This is a genomic window from Spirillospora sp. CA-294931, from assembly GCF_050946795.1.
Lineage (GTDB): Bacteria > Actinomycetota > Actinomycetes > Streptosporangiales > Streptosporangiaceae > Spirillospora.
Genome location: NZ_CP192006.1, coordinates 8,358,815 through 8,376,351, shown reverse-complemented (window position 1 = coordinate 8,376,351; position 17,537 = coordinate 8,358,815). Strand labels below are relative to the sequence as shown.

The following is a 17,537-nucleotide window of genomic DNA, read 5'->3' as shown; positions in this document are numbered from 1 at the left end:
CACGTCACACCGACATTTCGGCGGTGAGCCACCTTACGATACGACGTCGCGACTCCGGAACCTGCGGAACGCCAGCGCCAGCAGGACGGCCGAGTAGGTGACCGAGATCGCCGTGCCCTTGGCCATGCCGGTCCACTGGATCTCGGGCTGGAGGGCGTCCATCCAGGCGTACATCCAGTGCGTCGGCAGGAAGTCGCGCCACGACCCGAGCGCGGTCACCGCGTCCAGGATGTTGCTGACGATCACCAGCCCGACCGCGCCGCCCACCGCGCCGAGCGGGGAGTCGGTGGTGACCGACAGCAGGAACGCCAGCGCCGCGACCACCAGCTGGCCGATCAGCGCGTACCCGATGATGATCCCCATGCGGCCGAGCGCCGTCCCGGTCTCGACCGAGCCGCCGGTGGGCATCTCGACCGGGCCCCAGCCGAACCCGGCCGTGCCCGCGACCAGCGCCATCAGCGGCAGGCTGATCACCGCGACCGCCGCGTACCCGAGCGCCACGATCAGCTTCTGCCGCAGCAGCCGCGCCCTCGGGACGGGAGCCGCCAGCAGGTAGCGCAGCGACGACCAGCCCGCCTCGCTGGCCACGGTGTCGCCGCAGAACAGCGCGACCGCCACCACCAGCAGGAATCCCATCGCGATGAACAGCGCGAACAGCGCGAAGTTGAGCGCGCTGGACGTCGCCACGTCGACCAGGCCGGGCGCCTCGTCGGGGCCCGGGTCGCCGCCGACCTTGAACGCGCCGACCAGGATCCACGGCAGGACGAGCAGGACGGCGAACGCGAACAGCGTCCGGCGGCGCCGGAACTGCCGGACGATCTCCACCCGGAGCGGGAGCGTCCGGCCGATGGCGTAGCCGCTTCCGGCCGCGGTGGCCGTGGCGGTCCGCTCGCCGTTCAGCGGTGCGGTCGTGCTCATGATCCATCTCCGATGATCTCCAGGAACGCGTCCTCAAGGCGGCGGCCCGAGCCGACGATCTCGCTGACCGGCCCGGCGGCCACGCGCCGTCCGCGCGACATGACCACGGCGTGCGTGCAGGTCTGCTCGACCTCGGCGAGCAGATGGCTGGAGACGATGACCGTCCGGCCGGTCTCGGCGTAGCGCACCAGCACCTCGCGCATCTCGCGGATCTGGGGCGGGTCGAGCCCGTTGGTCGGCTCGTCGAGCACCAGCAGGTCGGGCAGGCCGAGCATGGCCTGCGCGATCGCCAGCCGCTGCCGCATGCCCTGCGAGTACGTCCGGACGGCGCGGTCGAGCGCGGCGCCGAGGTCGGCGATCTCCAGCGCCTCGTCCACATGCGAGTCACCGGCGGGACGTCCCGTGGCGCGCCAGTAGAGGTCGAGGTTGTCGCGTCCGGTCAGGTGCGGCAGGAATCCCGGGCCCTCGACGAACGAGCCGAGCCGCGACAGGACGGGCGCGCCGGGCGTCACCTTGTGCCCGAAGATCCGGATCTCGCCGGAGTCGGGATGGATCAGGCCCATCAGCATCCGCAGGGAGGTGGTCTTGCCCGCGCCGTTCGGCCCGAGCAGGCCGAGGACCTGCCCCTTCTCCACCCGGAACGACAGGTCGGAGACGGCGACGAACCCGTTGGCGTACGCCTTGGTGAGCCCGGTGATCTCCAGCGGGACGCCCGCCAGCGACTCCTCGAACTCCTCCGACGCCTTGCCCCGGCGTCCGGGCCCGGTCAGCACCAGGCCCGCCGCGATCGCCAGGCCCGCCAGCGGCAGCACCCACACCCAGGCCGGGATCGGGGTGGGCAGCGTCTCCAGGGTGGTCACGGTCGGGGCGCTCAGCGCGCCGGTGACCTGCACCTTGTAGCTCGCGGGCTTGGCCGGGGTGGCGAAGCCCATGTCGGTCGTGGCCAGGACGAGCCGCAGGCGGTGCCCCCGGTCGAACCGGTAGTCCATCGCCGGGAGCGTCACCGTGGCCTCGGCGCCCTTGTCGGCCTTGGGCACGCGCAGCGGGGCGGCCAGGCGCCTGGCCGGGGCCGCGCCCCCGGGGCCCACGTCGTACAGCTTGGCGAACAGCGGGACGTCGCCCGGCCCCGTCACCTTGATCCGGATGGTGGCGGCGCCGGTGAGGCGGAACGGCTGGTCGAGCTTGGGGCCGTCGAACGTCGCGGCCTGCCCCGGCATGTCCACCGGGAACTCCGCGCCGATCGCGCCGCCGCCGAGCCCGCCGAGGCTGCCCAGCGCGCCGAGGCCGGGCAGCGCCGAGATCGAGGTGGGGGAGCCGCCCGCCGGGTTGTGGATGGTCTGCTCGCGTCCGGTGAGGGAGAACGCACGCGGGGACGCGCTCAGCCCCGGGTAGGACGAGGCGTTGGCGGCCTCGACCACGACCTCCTGCGTGGAGGAGTCGATGCCGCCCGCGCGGGTGACGGTGAAGGCGTCCACCTTGGAGCCGGAGCCGCCGCGCAGCCGCTGGTCGAACCAGTCGTGGGTCAGCCCGCGCACGCGCTTGGTCTCGGGGTCGCCGCCGTCGTGCCCGCCCTGGAACCACACCATCGAGACCGGCGTCCCGTTGCGGGCGATCAGCCGGGCGTTGGCGTCGGACTGGTCGAGCGGGAACAGCGAGTCGGACTGGCCCTGCACCAGCAGCGTCGGCGCCTTGATCCTGTCCGCGAACGTGGCGGGGCTGGACCGGCGCAGGGTCTCGATCGCCTCCGGGTTGGGCGTCCCGGTCTCGGCGAGCTTCTGGTACATGTCGCACAGCGACGGCAGGAAGCGGCCGCACGCCGTCTCCTTGGCGCCGCTGGTGAAGAACGTCCCGGCCCAGAGCTTCTTGAACACCCCGTTGGACGCGCCGCCGCCCGCCGCGTCGGGGAACAGGGCGTCGGCCAGGTCGCTCCAGGTGATCTGCGGGACGATCGCGTCCACCCGGGGGTCGTGCGCGGCGGTCATCAGCGCGATGGCGCCGCCGTAGGACTCGCCGGTCATCCCCAGCCTGGGGTCGCCGGGCCCGTCGAGCCGCACCTCGGGACGCTTGGCCAGCCAGTCGATCAGCTGCTTGACGTCCTTGACCTCGTAGTCGGGCGAGTTGAGCGCGATCTCCCCGGTCGAGGCGCCGAAGCCGCGCGCCGACCAGGCCAGCACCGCGTACCCGTCGCGGGCCAGCTCCTCGGCCTCGGTGCGGACGTCGTGCTTGGAGCCGCCGAACCCGTGCCCGATCAGCACCGCCGGGCCCTTCTCGCGCCCGACCGGACGGTAGAAGGTCGTGTCGAGCGTCACGCGCTGATCGTCCTTCGGGCCGTCGACCACGTCGATGCGCTGGTCGGTCCGGTCGACGGACGCGGGCGCGTCGGCGGCGGCGAACGCCACGCCGCCCGCGGCCAGGACCACCGCGGCGCCCGCCGCGGCCGTCCAGCGCGTGACCTTGCCGGCCTTGTCCCACCGCTCCCGGAGCTTGCGCGCTCCCCCCAGCCTCATGGGCTGAAGCCTATGCGGCTCGGGTGAACCCAGCCCTCCACCCCGTAGCGGAACGCGGCTGCGCCCGCTGCTGTACGGCGGGCGTCGCGGCTACATCCGTGGGGGTACGGCCTACCGGAGCGCGGCCTCGAACATCGAGGTCAGGCGGTCGGTGAGCGCGTCGGGCGGCGCGTCGCGCAGATCGTCGAGCCCCAGCAGCCGCCGCACCGGCCCGGTGCCCAGGATGAGCGTGGTCACCAGCGTCGCGCGGGCGCGCGCGTCCGCGCCGCCGAGTTGCGCGGCCAGCGGCCCGACCAGCGCCTTCTCCAGATGACGGCCCACGATCTCGCGCACCTCGGCGTTGCCGACCGACCGGTCGAGCATCCGCGTCGTCGGCGACGGGCCGCCACGGTGCAGTTGCCGGACGAAGTGCTCGGCCAGCCGCCGGGGGAGCGGCCCCGAGCCCTCGGTGATCACCTTCTCGATCGTCCACTCACCGGCCAGGACCTCGCCGAACAGCCCGGCCTTGGACCCGAAGTACCGGTTGACGAGCGCCATGTTGGCCCCCGACTCCAGGGCGATCATGCGCACGGTGACGCCGTCGTACCCGTGCTCGCCGAACAGGTCGCGGGCGGCACCGAGAATTCGCCTGCGGGTCGCCTCCCGATCGCGCCGGGGCCGTTCCGGGGCGTCGTCCTCGCCCGTCCGCCGGATGGTCTCCATCGTCCCAGTATCCCGTCGCTTGCAAGTAAACACACGCATACATAGGATGCGTGCAAAGCACAGGTAACTTTCGGGGGGCAAAGGGTGGCACAGGTGGACGCGGCGACCAAGGGGGTGACCGGCACCGAACCGGAACCACGGCGCTACACCCACCGCCAGATCCTGGAGATCCTGGCCGGGCTGATGGTCGCCATGCTGACCGCGATGGTCTCCACCTCGGTGGTGGGCACGGCCCTGCCCACGATCGTCGGCGACCTCGGCGGCCAGGACCAGCTGGCCTGGGTCGCCAGCGCGTCCCTGCTGACCATGACGGCGTCCACGCCCCTGTGGGGCAAGCTCTCGGACATCTTCGGCCGCAAGCTGATGTTCCAGACCGCGCTGCTGGTGTTCGTCCTGGCCTCGGTGGGGGCCGGGCTCTCGCAGAACATCGGCCAGCTCATCGCGGCCCGCGCCGTCCAGGGCCTGGGCGTCGGCGGTCTCTCGGCCCTGGCCCAGGTGATCCTCGGCGACGTCGTCCCGCCCCGCGAACGCGGCCGCTACGCCGGCTACATGGGCGCCACCTTCGGCGTCGCCACCGTCGCGGGCCCGCTGCTCGGCGGCTTCATCGTGGACGCCGACGCCCTCGGCTGGCGCTGGTGCTTCTACGTCTGCGTCCCGCTCGCCCTGGTCGCGTTCCTGATCATCCAGCGGGTGCTCAAGCTCCCCAGGATCAGGCGCGACACCCGGCTCGACCTCTTCGGCGCCTTCACCATCACCGGCAGCGCCACCGCCGCGATGCTCGTCCTCTCGCTGGGCGGCAAGGAGTTCGACTGGAACTCCCCGTGGACCGTCGCGCTGATCGCGACCGCCGTCGTCCTGCTCGCCCTCGCCGTGGTCGCCGAGCGCCGCGCCACCGAGCCCATCCTGCCGCCCCGCCTCTTCCGCGACCGGACGTTCGCCCTGGCCGCCACCGCCTCACTGTGCGTCGGCGCCGCGATGTTCGGCGGGATGATCTACCTGCCGCAGTACCTCCAGATCGTGAAGGGCATGAGCCCGACCGCGTCCGGCCTGATGACGCTCCCGATGGTCATCACGATGTTCGTCACCTCGACCTGGTCGGGCCGGATCGTCACCCGCACCGGACGCTGGAAGCCCTTCCCCGTCGCCGGGCTGCTCTTCGTCGCCGCCGCGATGTTCCTGCTGTCGCGGCTGCACACCGATTCCAGCGCCCTGGTCATCGGCCTGGACGTCGCCGTCCTCGGCGCCGGCCTCGGACTCACCCTGCAGATCCTGATCCTGGCCGTCCAGAACGCCGCCGCCCGCGCCGACCTGGCCGCCACGACCTCGGGCGTCTCCTTCTTCCGCAACCTCGGCGGCGCGATGGGCGTCGCCGCGTTCGGCGCCATCCTCACCGGACGCCTGTCGTCCGAGCTCAGCTCCGCCCTGGCCGCGGCCCACGTCCGTCCACCCGCCGGTGGCACCGGCCTGGGCTCGCCCGAGCAGATCCACAACCTCCCCGAACCCTTCAAGGGCCTGGTCCTGGAATCCTTCACCCGAGCGCTCGAGACCGTCTTCATGGTGGGCATCCCGATCGCGCTCCTGGGCTTCCTGGCCGTCCTGGCCCTCAAGGAACTCCCCCTGAGGGGCCGCTGAGGGCCGCTCAGCCCTTGAGCTCGCGCATCAGCCGCTCGGCCTCCGCCTTGGAACCCGGACCGGTGATGACGATCTTGCCGTCCAGAATGGCCATGTCGACCCGGGGCACCGTCACCAGCCGCTCCCGCACCACGAACGCCAGATCCCGCCCGACCGTCGCCCGGGTCAGCGTCGCGAACGCCTTCTTGTCCGTCGACCGCAACGTCAGCGCGATGTCGTACGAGCTGCCGCCCTTGGCCTTCTGCACCCGCAGATCGGTCACCTTCCGGATCGCGATGCCCTGGCTGAGCTGGTAACACGTCAGCCCCACACCGGTCTGGCCGGTGATCCCCTGCGTCCCGGCCGGACACTGCCCCGGCACCGTCTGCGTGACCGGATACACGTGCAGCGGCGCCTTCAACGCCACCGGCCGGGTGTCCATCGACGCCGCGATCAGGCTCCCGGTCACCACCACGGTCGCGATCATGAGCCCCAGCGTGAGCACCATCACGACCAGCGCCGTCCGGTTCTCCCGCGCCGCCCGGTCCAGGGGAGCCCGGCCCCGCGACGCCGCCCGGCTCCGCTTGACCTCCGCCGCCGACCGCTGCCGCTCCGAGACCCGAGCCCGCCGCCGCGCCATCGGATCGCCCAGCGGCACCGCCTCTACCGGCGCACCCACGGCCATCCGCTTCCCCCGCCGCCGCCTCTTCTGCCGCCCACTCCGCCCAGGCGCCACCGGCCCAACCGGCGAGCCCCCGAAACCCGCCCCTTCGGGAATCGCGCCGCTGCTCAGTACGTCCGGCTTGGTCTCGCCTCCAAGAGCGCCGCCTCGCGGCGCGGCTCCGCCCGGGCGCTCTCCGGCCCCCGGCGCCCCAAGCCCGCCACCCGGCGCACCCGCCCCTCCCGGCGCTACGCGCCCGCCACCCGATGCACCCGCGCCTCCCGGCGTACCGGCACCCGGCGTACCGGCGCCCTCCGGCGTTGCGTGTCCGCTGCCCGGTACACCCGCGCGTTCCGGCGCTTTGTGTCCGGCGCCCGGCCCACCCACGCCGGGTGTACCCGTGCCTTCCGGCGTTGCGTGCTTGCCGCCCGGCGTACCCGCGCCCGGACGTGCTTCGCCCTCAGGGGGCGCGCCACCAGGGGATTCGCCGCTCACCCGGCCTCCGGGAGCGCCGCTTGCCGCCGCGTGTTTGCCGCTGGGGGGCGGGCCGCCGTGGGGGGCGCTCGACTCCGGCGTGCCGGGTGTTGCTTCCGGGCGCTCCTCGGCCCCGGGGTTCTGGGCACGACGGCGGTCTTTGTTGCGGCGCGGAACGACCCGCATCGGCACCTCCCCGGGCGGCTGTTGATCTCCAAGTCTTTCAGGAGAGGACGCGCGGGCACATCGTTCGGTGGGCCTAACTCGGCCAACCGAACTATCACGGATGTACGAAGGCCCGGGTCCCCATGGGTCGGGAAACCGGGCCTTTCGTGCGTTCCGGCTAGTCGATCCGCCAGGTGTCGCCGCTGCCCAGCAGGGCCGCCAGGTCGCCTCGACCTTGGGTTTCGATGGCCTCGTCCAGCTGGTTGCGCAGCTCGCTGTCGTAGGACGGGCGGGCCACGTTGCGGAAGATGCCGATCGGGGTGTGCTCGAAGGCCGGGGAGTCCAGGCGGGTCAGCGCGAACGCCTGGGACGGGTCCGGGTCGGACGCGTTGTGCACCGCGATCTCCGACGGGTCGACGTCGGCGACGTTGACGACCTCGAAGCCGCCCGAGGACGTGCGGCGCAGGCCCTTCTGGCGGTCGGCGCCGAAGCGGATCGGCTCGCCGTCCTCCAGCCGGACGGTGATCTCGTCGCGGACGTCGGCGTCCTTGAGGGGCTCGAAGGCGTTGTCGTTGAAGATGTTGCAGTTCTGGTAGATCTCCACCAGCGCGGTGCCCTCGTGCTGGGCCGCCGCGCGCAGGACCGACTGCAGGTGCTTGCGGTCGGAGTCGATGGTGCGGGCGACGAACGTGCCCTCGGCGCCGATCGCGAGCGACAGCGGGTTGAACGGGGCGTCCAGCGAGCCCATCGGGGTCGACTTGGTGACCTTGCCGACCTCGGAGGTCGGGGAGTACTGGCCCTTGGTCAGCCCGTAGATCCGGTTGTTGAAGAGCAGGATCTTCAGGTTGACGTTGCGGCGCAGCGCGTGGATCAGGTGGTTGCCGCCGATCGACAGCGCGTCGCCGTCGCCGGTCACCACCCAGACCGACAGGTCGGGACGGGACGTGGCCAGCCCGGTGGCGATCGCCGGGGCGCGCCCGTGGATCGAGTGGAACCCGTAGGTGTTCATGTAATACGGGAACCGGGACGAGCAGCCGATGCCCGACACGAACGTGATGTTCTCGCGGCGCAGACCGAGTTCGGGCAGGAAGGACTGGACGGCCGCGAGGATCGCGTAGTCACCGCACCCGGGGCACCAGCGCACCTCCTGGTCGGTCTTGAAGTCCTTCATCGTCTGCTTCTGGTCGGTCTTGGGGACGAGGGAGAGCGCGCTGCGCCCGTTCCCGTTTCCGTTCCCGTTGTGGTCACTCACTGTCGATCACATCCTGGATGACGCCCGCGAGTTCCTCTGCCTTGAAGGGGAGGCCGCGGACGCGGTTGTAGCCGATCACATCGACGAGGAACCGGCCGCGCAGCAGCAGCGCCAGCTGGCCCAGGTTGATCTCCGGAACGATCACCTTGTCGTAGGAGCGGAGAATCTGCTCGATGTTGGCGGGGAACGGGTTGAGGTGGCGCAGGTGGGCCTGGGCCACGTGGTGGCCGGCCTTGCGGACGCGGCGGACTCCGGCCGAGATGGCGCCGAAGGTGCCGCCCCAGCCCAGGATCAGCACCTTTGCCTGGCCGGACGGGTCGTCCACGTGGAGGGGCTCGACGTCCGCGGCGATCCCGTCGACCTTGGCCTGGCGGAGCCTGACCATCAGGTCGTGGTTGGCCGGGTCGTAGGAGATGTTGCCCGAGCCGTCGGCCTTCTCCAGCCCGCCGATGCGGTGTTCGAGCCCCGGGGTGCCGGGGATCGCCCAGGGGCGGGCGAGCGTCTCGGGATCGCGCTTGAACGGCTGGAAGTCCTCCTGGTCCGGCTCGGCGAACCCGGGCTCGATGACCGGGAGCGAGTCGACGTCCGGGAGCTTCCAGGGCTCGGAGCCGTTGGCGAGGTAGCCGTCCGACAGCAGGATCACCGGCGTGCGGTACTTGACCGCGATCCGGGCGGCCTCCAGGGCGGCGTCGAAGCAGTCCGAGGGCGACCGCGGCGCGATGACCGGGACGGGGGCCTCGCCGTTGCGTCCGTGCATGGCCTGGAGCAGGTCGGCCTGTTCGGTCTTGGTCGGCAGCCCGGTGGACGGGCCCGCCCGCTGGACGTCGATCACCAGCAGCGGCAGCTCGGTCGCGACCGCGAGGCCGATGGTCTCGCTCTTGAGCGCGATGCCGGGCCCGGACGTGGTCGTCACGCCGAGGGACCCGCCGAACGAGGCGCCCAGCGCGGCGCCGACCGCGGCGATCTCGTCCTCGGCCTGGAACGTTCGAACCCCGAACTTCTTGTGCTTGGACAGCTCGTGCAGGATGTCGGACGCCGGGGTGATCGGGTACGAGCCCAGGTAGATCGGCAGTCCGCTGCGTTCACCGGCCGCGACCAGCCCGTAGGCCAGTGCAACGTTCCCGGTGATGTTGCGGTAGAGACCGGGCTCGTGCTCGGCGGGCTTGATCTCGTACTGCACCGAGAACGCCTCGGTGGTCTCGCCGAAGCTCCAGCCCGCCTGGAACGCGGCGATGTTGGCCTTCATGATGTCGGGCTTCTTGGCGAACTTCTTCTCCAGGAAGTTCAGCGTCCCCTCGGTGGGGCGGTGGTACAGCCACGACAGCAGGCCGAGCGCGAACATGTTCTTGGCCCGCTCGGCGTCCTTCTTCGACAGGTCGAAGTCGGCCAGCGCGGTCACCGTCATGGAGGTCAGCGGCAGCGCGTGCACTCGGTACTCGGCGAGCGAGTCGTCGTCGACGGGGCTGGACTCGTAGCCGACCTTGGCCAGGTTGCGCTTGGTGAACTCGTCGGTGTTGACGATCAGGTCGGCGCCGCGGGGGAGGTCGCCGAGGTTGGCCTTCAACGCGGCCGGGTTCATGGCGACCAGCACGTTCGGTGCGTCGCCCGGGGTGAGGATGTCGTGGTCGGCGAAGTGCAGCTGGAAGCTGGACACGCCGGGCAGGGTGCCCGCCGGGGCGCGGATCTCGGCGGGGAAGTTCGGAAGCGTCGACAGGTCGTTGCCGAACGCGGCCGTCTCCTGGGTGAAGCGATCGCCGGTCAGCTGCATGCCGTCGCCGGAGTCACCGGCGAATCGGATGATGACGCGGTCGAGTCGCTGGACCTGTTTGGTCACAGAGGATGACCTCCTCGACTCGCAGCATCCGTCCCGGGGGAGGCACCCAGGATCGTGATGCTACTTAGGCTTACCTTCATGGTATGTCCGGGTTGGAATGCTGTTTCCGGGGGTAAGGGGACCCGGGAGACGGCGATTCCGGCCCGTTGAAGCCGTGGAGTCGTCGGTCCCTGATGTCCGGCCGCCGGGACGAGCCCGCGGCCGTCGTTCCGCCCGTCATGATGTGACATCCCTCGTCCAGGGAGTCGCGGCCCCGTAACACTAGACGTATCACTTCGGGCGCCAGTTGACGCGACTCCGTGGGATTTGGGCAGGTCCTATCCGGTGGTACGGCCTGGGCGGCCCCCGAGTTCAGCTGAACACAGGCTGCTGGCCAGGCGGCAAAGGTCGACATGGAGTCGCCTCACGAGCCGCGGAGGGTAGGTCGGGGGGCGGGTGCTCCCCGGTGGCACGGTGTTCACGTCACGAACTATAGACAGCGGACTTAGAGGAACGATCGACCGGGGCCAGTAAGCGACTACTTGCGCGTTTTCGGAGAAGGCTTCACCGAGACGGGCGGCCCGGGCGGGGGCGTCCCGCCCTCGCGATCGACGATCGCCAGCAGCTTCGCGACGTCCGCGGCCGCCACCGCCTCGCCCAGGACACGGGCCTGCGCCTCATACGGGTGGGCGCCGGGACTGTCGAGCGCCTTCTTCATCCACACGCGCCACCCGCGTCCGGTCACGGTGCAGCGCAACACCAGCGAGCGGTTGGCCGGTACCGGACCCGCGCCCACGCAGGTGCCCAGCGAGCGCTTCTTGGAGGTGATCGTGGCCCGCAGCGACGCCCGGGCCCCGTCCGGCACGGCCCCCGAGGGGTCGGTCATCTCGACCGGGACGCTGACCGTGCAGCCGCTGGTGTTGTTGTCGCAGTTGACGAACGTCAGCCGTCCCGGACGGAACCGCAGCGCCGGGTCGAGCGCGCCGCCCAGGGCCGCCACCCGGGGCCTGAGCTCCTTGAACATCGGCGCCGCGTCGGCGACCTCCGTCACCGCGAACCGGGGATCGCCCTGACCCGCCACCTGGACGCGCAGGAGGCGGTGCGGCGCGGCCGTGGTCACGAAGTAGTCGGCCCGGGCGGTCTTGACCTTGTAGGCCGGGGTCCCGTCGACGTTCTCGGCCGGGGCCTTGGCGGGCGCCCTGGCCAGTGCCCTGGCGATCGAGTCGGATCCCAAGGCCTCGCGGACGTCCAGGCCGGGCATGGACGCGGGCGCCTTCGTCCAGCGTCCGGCGTAGTTCTCCGGGCTGACGCCCGCGCCCCCGTATGCGGCCCAGAACGCGGGGCCGCCCTTGACGTAGGTTTCGCCGTCGATGACGACCAGGCTCACCGGCGGCTGCCCGGCCACGGTCAGCGTCCCGGTGGCCGAGCCCGTGCGGGTCACGCTGAGGCGCAGCTGGGCGGGCTTGCCGCTCGCCGTGACCGTCCCCGTGTACAGCAGCGCGGGCACCGCCGTGACCTGCTTGCCCGCCTGCTGCCCCCACGCCGACACCGCCCCGGCGTCCGGGCCCTTGCGCTTCTCACCGGGGTCGTCGCCGGTGCTCATCACGCCGTAGGCGACCGCGGCCACCACCAGGAGCACCACACCGGCGGCCACGATCAGTCGAGCCCTGCTCGACCCGCGGCGTCGCTGCTTCCCTCCTCCTCCTGGCGGGGTGAGAGCCGCCGCGAGCGAAGAGGTACCCGGCGGGGCCGCGGGGTCCAGGGGAAGAGCCCCTGAGGGGGCGGGGGCGGGGGATTGCGGGACGTCCGGCCCGTAATACGCCTCGGACGGCCCGTCGTGCTCAACGCTCACTCGCGCTCGCTCTGCTGGTGACCGGTTACAAAGGGGGCTTAGCCGACGAACCGGGGGACGTCGGCCAGACACCTAGAGTGCCGGACGCCACGGCCCTCCCGCACCAAGACCGGGACGAACGCGAAACACCGGCCGGCCCCCGGAGGGGCCGACCGGCATGCGCTCGGCCACGGTCAGTCGCTGGCCAGCCCGCTCTGCATGGTCTGGATCTCGGTGGACGAGGCGCCCTCGACCCTGAACTCGGGGTGGTGGTAGTAGCGCGAGTTGTCGCCGCGCGACCAGGCGGCCCACTCGCTGGTGGCGACGCGGCACTCGGCCCAGGTGCCGTCCGAGCCGCTGAGCGTGACCGTGGTCTTGCAGTCGCCGAGGTCCTTGCCGCTGATCGTCCCGCCGGTGAGGCGGTAGCGGACCTCGACGCGGACCGGGGACACCGAGGAGGTGATGGCGCGGACCTTGCCGCGCACCGAGCAGCCGGAGGAGTTCTCGCTGCAGAGCCCCTTCTTCCACTCGACCACCGTCGGGCGCACCGAGCCGTCGAAGGAGTCCTTCAGCTCGCCGATCTGCTCGCGCATGTCGTTGATGGCCTCGCCGGTGGTCTTGGGCGTGACGTCCACGGCGATGCGGGGGTAGACGTCCTCGTAGCGCAGCAGGACCGGGCTGTCGGAGTCGGTGAGGTAGATGGTGGTCAAGCCGCTGTTGAACTTCAGCGCCTTGCGCCCCTGCACGGTCGTCTTGGTCGGCTTCAGCTTCGTGCGGAACGCGGCGGTGCGGAGCTTGGACGTCAGCGCCGACGGCGTGACCTGCCGGGTCTCCAGCGTCATCTTGCTCGCGTTCAGGCGCCCCCACTGCTCGCCGCTCTTGAGGAAGTACGGCGTCGTGGACAGGCTCGACTCGGTGCGCCAGTAGGAGCTGTCGGCCTTGGCGTACACCTTGCCGTCGACCGCCAGGAGGGTGAGGCTGGTGCCGTCCAGGGTGACCGGGCCGCTGGCGCGACCGCCCTTGGTGACCGTCAGTTCACCGGACATCGGCCGGGCGCCGCTGCTCAGCGTGCCCTTGAGCGTGACCGTCCGGGCGGTCGAGAGCGAGTCGGCCGCCGCGTTGAGGTACTCCTTGGGGGACTTCTCGTCCTTGGACGTCAGCACCACGACGACCACCGCGATGATGATCACGAGCACCAGCCCACCGCCCACGAGCAGGGCGATCAGGGCGCCGCTGCCCGAACGCCGTGGCGGAGGGGGCATGCCGGGACCGCCGGGCGCGCCCGGCGGCGGGGGAAAGAAGGGAGGCGGGGTTCCTGGGCCACCGAATCCTCCCGGAGGGGGCGGAGGCGGAGGCGCACCGCCGGGCGGACCCATCGGGCCCGCGGGGGGAGGGGGCGGGGGCCAAGACGACCCGCCCGGGGGTTCCCAACCCGGTGGCGGAGGAGGATTGCTCATCCGGACACGTCCTTCCTGATCAACGAGCCCGCTTCGATCACAGTGTCCTACAAGCGACCGACAATGTGATCCGCCGCCCCGGGGGACGGGCCCGTCATGCGCGGTTCCCAATTCTCGGGGATACTTGGGTTAGACGCACGTCCGGAGGTATTGGTGCTCGACTATTTCGACTCGTACGCGGTCGTTTTCGCGCTGATCCTGGTCGGCGGCGGCATCGTCGGCGGCGGGCTCGCGGCCAACCGCCTGCTGCGTCCGCGGCGCCCCACGCACGAGAAGCTCACGACGTACGAATGCGGCGTCGACCCCGTCGGCGACGGGTGGGCGCAGTCCTATGTTCGCTACTACGTGTTCGCCTACCTCTACGTGGTGTTCGCGGTCGACGCGGTGTTCCTTTTCCCCTGGGCCACCGTCTTCGCGGCGCCCGGCTATGGCATGACCACGCTCGGGGAGATGTTCGTCTTCCTGGGCTTCCTCGCCGCCGGTCTCGTCTACGCGGGCAAGAAGGGCGTCCTGTCGTGGGTCTGACCCCCTGGCATCGCGGCGCGGGCCTGTAAGAATGCTCTTGTGAGCACTGTCGATCTGCCCCCGCCGAGCGTCGGGCCGCTGTCGCGGCTGGCGCCCAAGCCGATCAAGTTCGTGCTCAACTGGGGCCGCCGCTATTCCCTGTGGGTCTTCAACTTCGGGCTGGCCTGCTGCGCGATCGAGTTCATCGCCACCTCGATGAGCAGGCACGACTTCATCCGGCTCGGCGTGATCCCGTTCGCGCCCGGCCCCCGCCAGGCCGACCTGATGATCGTGTCCGGGACGGTCAGCGACAAGATGGCGCCCGCCGTCCGCCGCCTCTACGAGCAGATGCCCGAGCCCAAGTACGTCATCTCCTTCGGCGCCTGCTCCAACTGCGGCGGCCCGTACTGGGACTCCTACTGCGTCACCAAGGGCGTCGACCAGATCATCCCGGTGGACGTCTACGTCCCCGGATGCCCGCCGCGTCCCGAGGCCCTGCTGCACGGGATCGTCCACCTCCAGGAGAAGATCGCCGGCGAGTCGCTGGGCGACCGCTACACCGGCGGGGGCGAGCCCATCGCGCCCGCCCCGCCCTCGCGTCCGCTATCGGCCACCGTCCTCCGCCGCCCCCTCCAGCCCCCACCGCCTCCCGCCCCCGAAGCGTCCGCGGAACCGGCCCCGCCCGCTCCCGAAGCGACCGCGGAGCTGACTCCGCCCGCCCCCGAGGCGCCCGCGAAGCTGGCCCCGCCCGCCCCCGAGGCACCCGCGAAGCTGGCCCCGCCCGCCCCCGAGGCGCCCGCGAAGCTGGCCCCGCCCGCCCCCGAGGCGCCCGCGAAGCTGGCCCCGCCCGCCCCCGAGGCGCCCGCGAAGCTGGCCCCGCCCGCCCCCGAGGCGACCGCGGAACAGGCCCCGCCCGCCCCCGACGCGACCGGGGAACCGACCCCGTCCGCTGAGGCGCCCGCTCTCGAAGCGTCCGCGGAACCGACCCCGCCGGACGAGCCGTCCAGCGCCCCGACGGCCGAACTGCCCCCGCCCGCCCCGGAGCCGGAGAAGCCGCCCGTGCCCGCCTCCCAGGCCGACTCGACACCGACGCAGGAGATCACTCCGGTCGACGAGACCGCGCCGGTCACCCCGCTGCGCAAGCTTCTGCCCAAGCGCAACGGGAACGGCAACGGGGACGGCGAGCACGACCCGTCGATCATCCCCGGCCTCGAAGGCGACGGGAACGACGACGAGATCGGGCGGACGGACCGGTGAGCGAGGTCCTGTCCGCGGCCTGGACCGAGCGTTTCGGCGAGGACGTCACCACCGAGGAGACGTTCGGCGGCCTGGCCGTCGGCGTCCCGCCCCCGGTGTGGGTGGAGGCGCTGACGTTCGCCCGCGACGGCCTGGAGTGCGGCTTCTTCGACTGGCTCACCGGCGTGGACGAGCTCGACGACGGGTTCGCCGTCGTCACGCATCTCTACTCGCTCGAACGCCGGCACCATCTGCTGGTCAGGACGCGCGTCCCGCGTGAGGCGCCCGTCCTGCCGACCGCCACCGGCGTCTACCGGGGCGCGGCGTGGCACGAGCGCGAGACGTTCGAGATGTTCGGCGTGGTCTTCGAGGGCCATCCCGATCTGAAGCCGCTGCTGCTGCCGGACGGCTTCGAGGGCAACCCGCTGCGCAAGGACTTCGTCCTCGCCGCCCGGGTCGCCAAGCCGTGGCCCGGCGCCAAGGAACCGGGCGAGTCGGGTCACGGGGCGCCGAGCCGCCGCCGGGTGCGGCCGCCCGGCGTGCCCGACGACTGGGGGCCCAATGCTTGAGATCGTCGTCAAGCTGGCGCTGGTCGCCGGCGCGTTCGCGCTGCTCCCGCTGCTGGTCGGGCAGGCCGAGCACAAGGTGATGGCGCACATGCAGGGGCGCCTCGGCCCGATGTACGCCGGCGGCTTCCACGGGTGGGCCCAGCTCGTCGCGGACGGGGTGAAGTTCGCCCAGAAGGAGGACGTGATCCCGCGCGCCGCCGACAGCCGGGTGTTCAAGCTCGCCCCGGCGGTCGCGCTGGTCCCCTACCTGCTGGTCCTGATCGTGGTCCCGGTCGGGCCGGACGGCCAGGTCGCGCTCGACCTCGGCCCCGGCCTGTTCTTCGCGCTCGCCGTGATGGGCGTGGGCGTGATCGGCGCGATCATGGCGGGCTGGGCCAGCGCCAACAAGTACTCGCTGCTGGGCGGGATGCGGGTGGCGGCCCAGCTCATGTCGTACGAGCTGCCGATGGTGTTCGCGGCGTCCTCGGTGGCGATGGCCGCCGGGACCCTCTCGCTCAGCGGCATCGTCGAGGAGTGGCACTGGTACTGGCTGCCGTGGCAGGCGGTCGGCGGCGTGGTGTTCTTCATCGCGGGCCTGGCCGAGCTGCGCCGTCCGCCCTTCGACATGCCGGTCGCCGACTCCGAGATCATCTTCGGCCCCTACACCGAGTACGGCGGCCTGCGCTTCGCGCTGTTCCTGCTGGCCGAGTACGCGGGCATCGTCGTGCTGTGCGCGCTGACGACCGTCCTGTTCCTCGGCGGCTGGAAGGGCCCGTTCCTGAACGAGGAGCTCGGCTGGCTCTGGACCCTCATCAAGGTCTTCGGCCTGTCCTTCCTGGTGATCTGGGCGCGCGTCAGCTACCCGAGAATGCGCGAGGACCAGCTCCAGAAACTCGCCTGGGCCTACCTCGTCCCCCTGGCCCTGGCCCAGCTCGCCCTGACCGGCGTCCTCAAAATCGCCTTCGCCTGACCTTCCTGCCTAGGGGAGGAAGATGGCGTATTCGGCGAGGTTGGTGAGGAGGTCGGGAGGCATGTCGATGTCGAGGGAGAGTTCCTCGGCGGAGATGAAGCCGCCCTGCTCGCCCCGGCGGTGGACGATGCGGTCGACGAGTTCGGGGGTCATGCCGGGCAGCGTCGCGAGGGTGGCGGGCGGGGCGTGGTTGACGTCGATGAGACCGCCGTCGTCGTAGCCGCGGGGCAGGTCGGGACGGCCGATGCGCAGCTCGTGGGCCAGCGCCGGGTCTTCGCCCGCGAGGGCGCGGGCCTCCTCGCGCAGTCCGCGACGGTACTTGGCGACCTGGATGGCGTGCTCGTTGTGGCGGCTGCGCGGGGCGGAGCGCGGGAAGATCGAGGGGCGGACGGCGAACGAGTGCACGGTGCCCGCGATCCAGAGCATCATCATCATGACGCCGCTGAGCATGATCAGCAGCGGGTCGGACGTCTGCATCAGGAGCAGGACGGCGGCGGTGGCGCCGCCGTATCCGGCCGCGGTCGCGCCGAGGTTCAGCGAGCCGCGGCGCACGGCGGCGTAGAGGAAGGTGAAGGGCGTTCCGAAGCCGAGCGTGAGGAAAGGGACGAACGCCCACATCAACCCGCCCGGCTCACTGGACGGCGGAAGCGGAACGACGGGCGGCATCGGCTGCGGCGGGACCGGCGGGCCCGGATAGGGCGGACGCCACCCGGGAGGGCGGCCCATGTGCGGTGCGGGCGGACGCGGTGGCCTGCGGGGAACGCCGCCCGGCCTGCCCGGATGGGGGTTCTGGCCTTGGTTGTAAGGGCCGTCCACACCGTGGCTCACGTGCCCTCCTCGCCTCGCGAGTCGACGTCCGGGACCGAGATCAAGGCAGCACTCGGTTCG

The 17,537-nt window shown here is 71.7% G+C and carries 15 protein-coding genes; 5 read left to right on the top strand and 10 right to left on the bottom strand.

What is annotated here, in order from left to right; all coding sequences use genetic code 11:
• Positions 1-33: 33 nt before the first annotated feature.
• The 3 genes from ACQPY4_RS37965 to ACQPY4_RS37955 form a co-directional block, all read right to left on the bottom strand.
• Entirely contained in the window at positions 34-918 is an 885-nt protein-coding gene (locus ACQPY4_RS37965; RefSeq protein WP_433329545.1) for an ABC transporter permease, read from the bottom strand.
• The gene (locus tag ACQPY4_RS37960; protein WP_433329543.1) at positions 915-3,425 is read right to left on the bottom strand and encodes a CocE/NonD family hydrolase; all 2,511 of its coding nucleotides are present in this window, start codon (positions 3,423-3,425) and stop codon (positions 915-917) included. Before ACQPY4_RS37960 ends, ACQPY4_RS37965 begins: the two co-directional genes overlap by 4 nt.
• Positions 3,426-3,536: 111 nt before the next feature.
• Positions 3,537-4,127, bottom strand: coding sequence for a TetR family transcriptional regulator (locus tag ACQPY4_RS37955; protein ID WP_433329541.1), 591 nt, complete (start codon positions 4,125-4,127; stop codon positions 3,537-3,539).
• A 93-nt stretch (positions 4,128-4,220) separates the two neighbouring features.
• On the opposite strand from ACQPY4_RS37955, the gene ACQPY4_RS37950 reads away from it, so the two are divergent.
• A complete protein-coding gene (locus tag ACQPY4_RS37950; protein WP_433329539.1) occupies positions 4,221-5,759 on the top strand; it encodes an MDR family MFS transporter in 1,539 nt (512 codons plus the stop codon).
• 7 nt (positions 5,760-5,766) lie between these two features.
• Here ACQPY4_RS37950 and ACQPY4_RS37945 read toward each other — a convergent pair whose 3' ends face one another.
• The 6 genes from ACQPY4_RS37945 to ACQPY4_RS37920 form a co-directional block, all read right to left on the bottom strand.
• Positions 5,767-6,423: a SecDF P1 head subdomain-containing protein gene (locus ACQPY4_RS37945; RefSeq protein WP_433329537.1), complete on the bottom strand. Its 657-nt coding sequence runs from the start codon at positions 6,421-6,423 to the stop codon at positions 5,767-5,769.
• A gap of 793 nt (positions 6,424-7,216) precedes the next feature.
• Complete coding sequence (locus ACQPY4_RS37940; RefSeq protein ID WP_433329535.1) at positions 7,217-8,290, bottom strand: 2-oxoacid:ferredoxin oxidoreductase subunit beta; 1,074 nt, start codon at positions 8,288-8,290, stop codon at positions 7,217-7,219.
• The gene (locus ACQPY4_RS37935) at positions 8,283-10,124 is read right to left on the bottom strand and encodes a 2-oxoacid:acceptor oxidoreductase subunit alpha (RefSeq protein ID WP_433329533.1); all 1,842 of its coding nucleotides are present in this window, start codon (positions 10,122-10,124) and stop codon (positions 8,283-8,285) included. Before ACQPY4_RS37935 ends, ACQPY4_RS37940 begins: the two co-directional genes overlap by 8 nt.
• A 317-nt stretch (positions 10,125-10,441) precedes the next feature.
• Positions 10,442-10,531, bottom strand: coding sequence for a putative leader peptide (locus tag ACQPY4_RS37930; protein ID WP_433329531.1), 90 nt, complete (start codon positions 10,529-10,531; stop codon positions 10,442-10,444).
• A 110-nt stretch (positions 10,532-10,641) separates the two neighbouring features.
• Positions 10,642-11,757, bottom strand: a complete 1,116-nt coding sequence (locus ACQPY4_RS37925) for a hypothetical protein (protein ID WP_433329529.1) — start codon at positions 11,755-11,757, stop codon at positions 10,642-10,644.
• A 371-nt stretch (positions 11,758-12,128) separates the two neighbouring features.
• Positions 12,129-13,196 (bottom strand): hypothetical protein, encoded by a 1,068-nt coding sequence (locus ACQPY4_RS37920; protein WP_433329527.1) that lies wholly within the window; start codon positions 13,194-13,196, stop codon positions 12,129-12,131.
• A gap of 348 nt (positions 13,197-13,544) precedes the next feature.
• Between ACQPY4_RS37920 and ACQPY4_RS37915 the strand changes: the two genes are divergently transcribed.
• Genes ACQPY4_RS37915 through ACQPY4_RS37900 form a run of 4 tightly spaced genes read left to right on the top strand, consistent with a single transcriptional unit; the run spans position 13,545 to position 16,649 of the window.
• Complete coding sequence (locus ACQPY4_RS37915; RefSeq protein ID WP_433329525.1) at positions 13,545-13,916, top strand: NADH-quinone oxidoreductase subunit A; 372 nt, start codon at positions 13,545-13,547, stop codon at positions 13,914-13,916.
• Between the two features lie 39 nt (positions 13,917-13,955).
• Complete coding sequence (locus tag ACQPY4_RS37910) at positions 13,956-15,152, top strand: NADH-quinone oxidoreductase subunit B (protein WP_433329523.1); 1,197 nt, start codon at positions 13,956-13,958, stop codon at positions 15,150-15,152.
• A complete protein-coding gene (locus tag ACQPY4_RS37905) occupies positions 15,149-15,700 on the top strand; it encodes an NADH-quinone oxidoreductase subunit C (RefSeq protein WP_433329521.1) in 552 nt (183 codons plus the stop codon). The genes ACQPY4_RS37910 and ACQPY4_RS37905 overlap by 4 nt, the downstream gene beginning before the upstream one ends.
• On the top strand, positions 15,693-16,649 hold the full coding sequence (locus tag ACQPY4_RS37900; RefSeq protein ID WP_433329519.1) for a complex I subunit 1/NuoH family protein: 957 nt from the start codon (positions 15,693-15,695) through the stop codon (positions 16,647-16,649). Before ACQPY4_RS37905 ends, ACQPY4_RS37900 begins: the two co-directional genes overlap by 8 nt.
• Positions 16,650-16,658: 9 nt before the next feature.
• Here ACQPY4_RS37900 and ACQPY4_RS37895 read toward each other — a convergent pair whose 3' ends face one another.
• Complete coding sequence (locus ACQPY4_RS37895; protein WP_433329517.1) at positions 16,659-17,477, bottom strand: ComEA family DNA-binding protein; 819 nt, start codon at positions 17,475-17,477, stop codon at positions 16,659-16,661.
• Positions 17,478-17,537: the final 60 nt, after the last annotated feature.

Excerpts from the sequence above, each read along its gene's own strand:
- ACQPY4_RS37965 (WP_433329545.1), bottom strand. The coding sequence starts at position 918 with ATGAGCACGACCGCACCGCTGAACGGCGAGCGGACCGCCACGGCCACC.
- ACQPY4_RS37960 (WP_433329543.1), bottom strand. The coding sequence starts at position 3,425 with ATGAGGCTGGGGGGAGCGCGCAAGCTCCGGGAGCGGTGGGACAAGGCC.
- ACQPY4_RS37955 (WP_433329541.1), bottom strand. The coding sequence starts at position 4,127 with ATGGAGACCATCCGGCGGACGGGCGAGGACGACGCCCCGGAACGGCCC.
- ACQPY4_RS37945 (WP_433329537.1), bottom strand. The coding sequence starts at position 6,423 with ATGGCCGTGGGTGCGCCGGTAGAGGCGGTGCCGCTGGGCGATCCGATG.
- ACQPY4_RS37920 (WP_433329527.1), bottom strand. The coding sequence starts at position 13,196 with ATGCCCCCTCCGCCACGGCGTTCGGGCAGCGGCGCCCTGATCGCCCTG.
- ACQPY4_RS37900 (WP_433329519.1), top strand. The coding sequence starts at position 15,693 with ATGCTTGAGATCGTCGTCAAGCTGGCGCTGGTCGCCGGCGCGTTCGCG.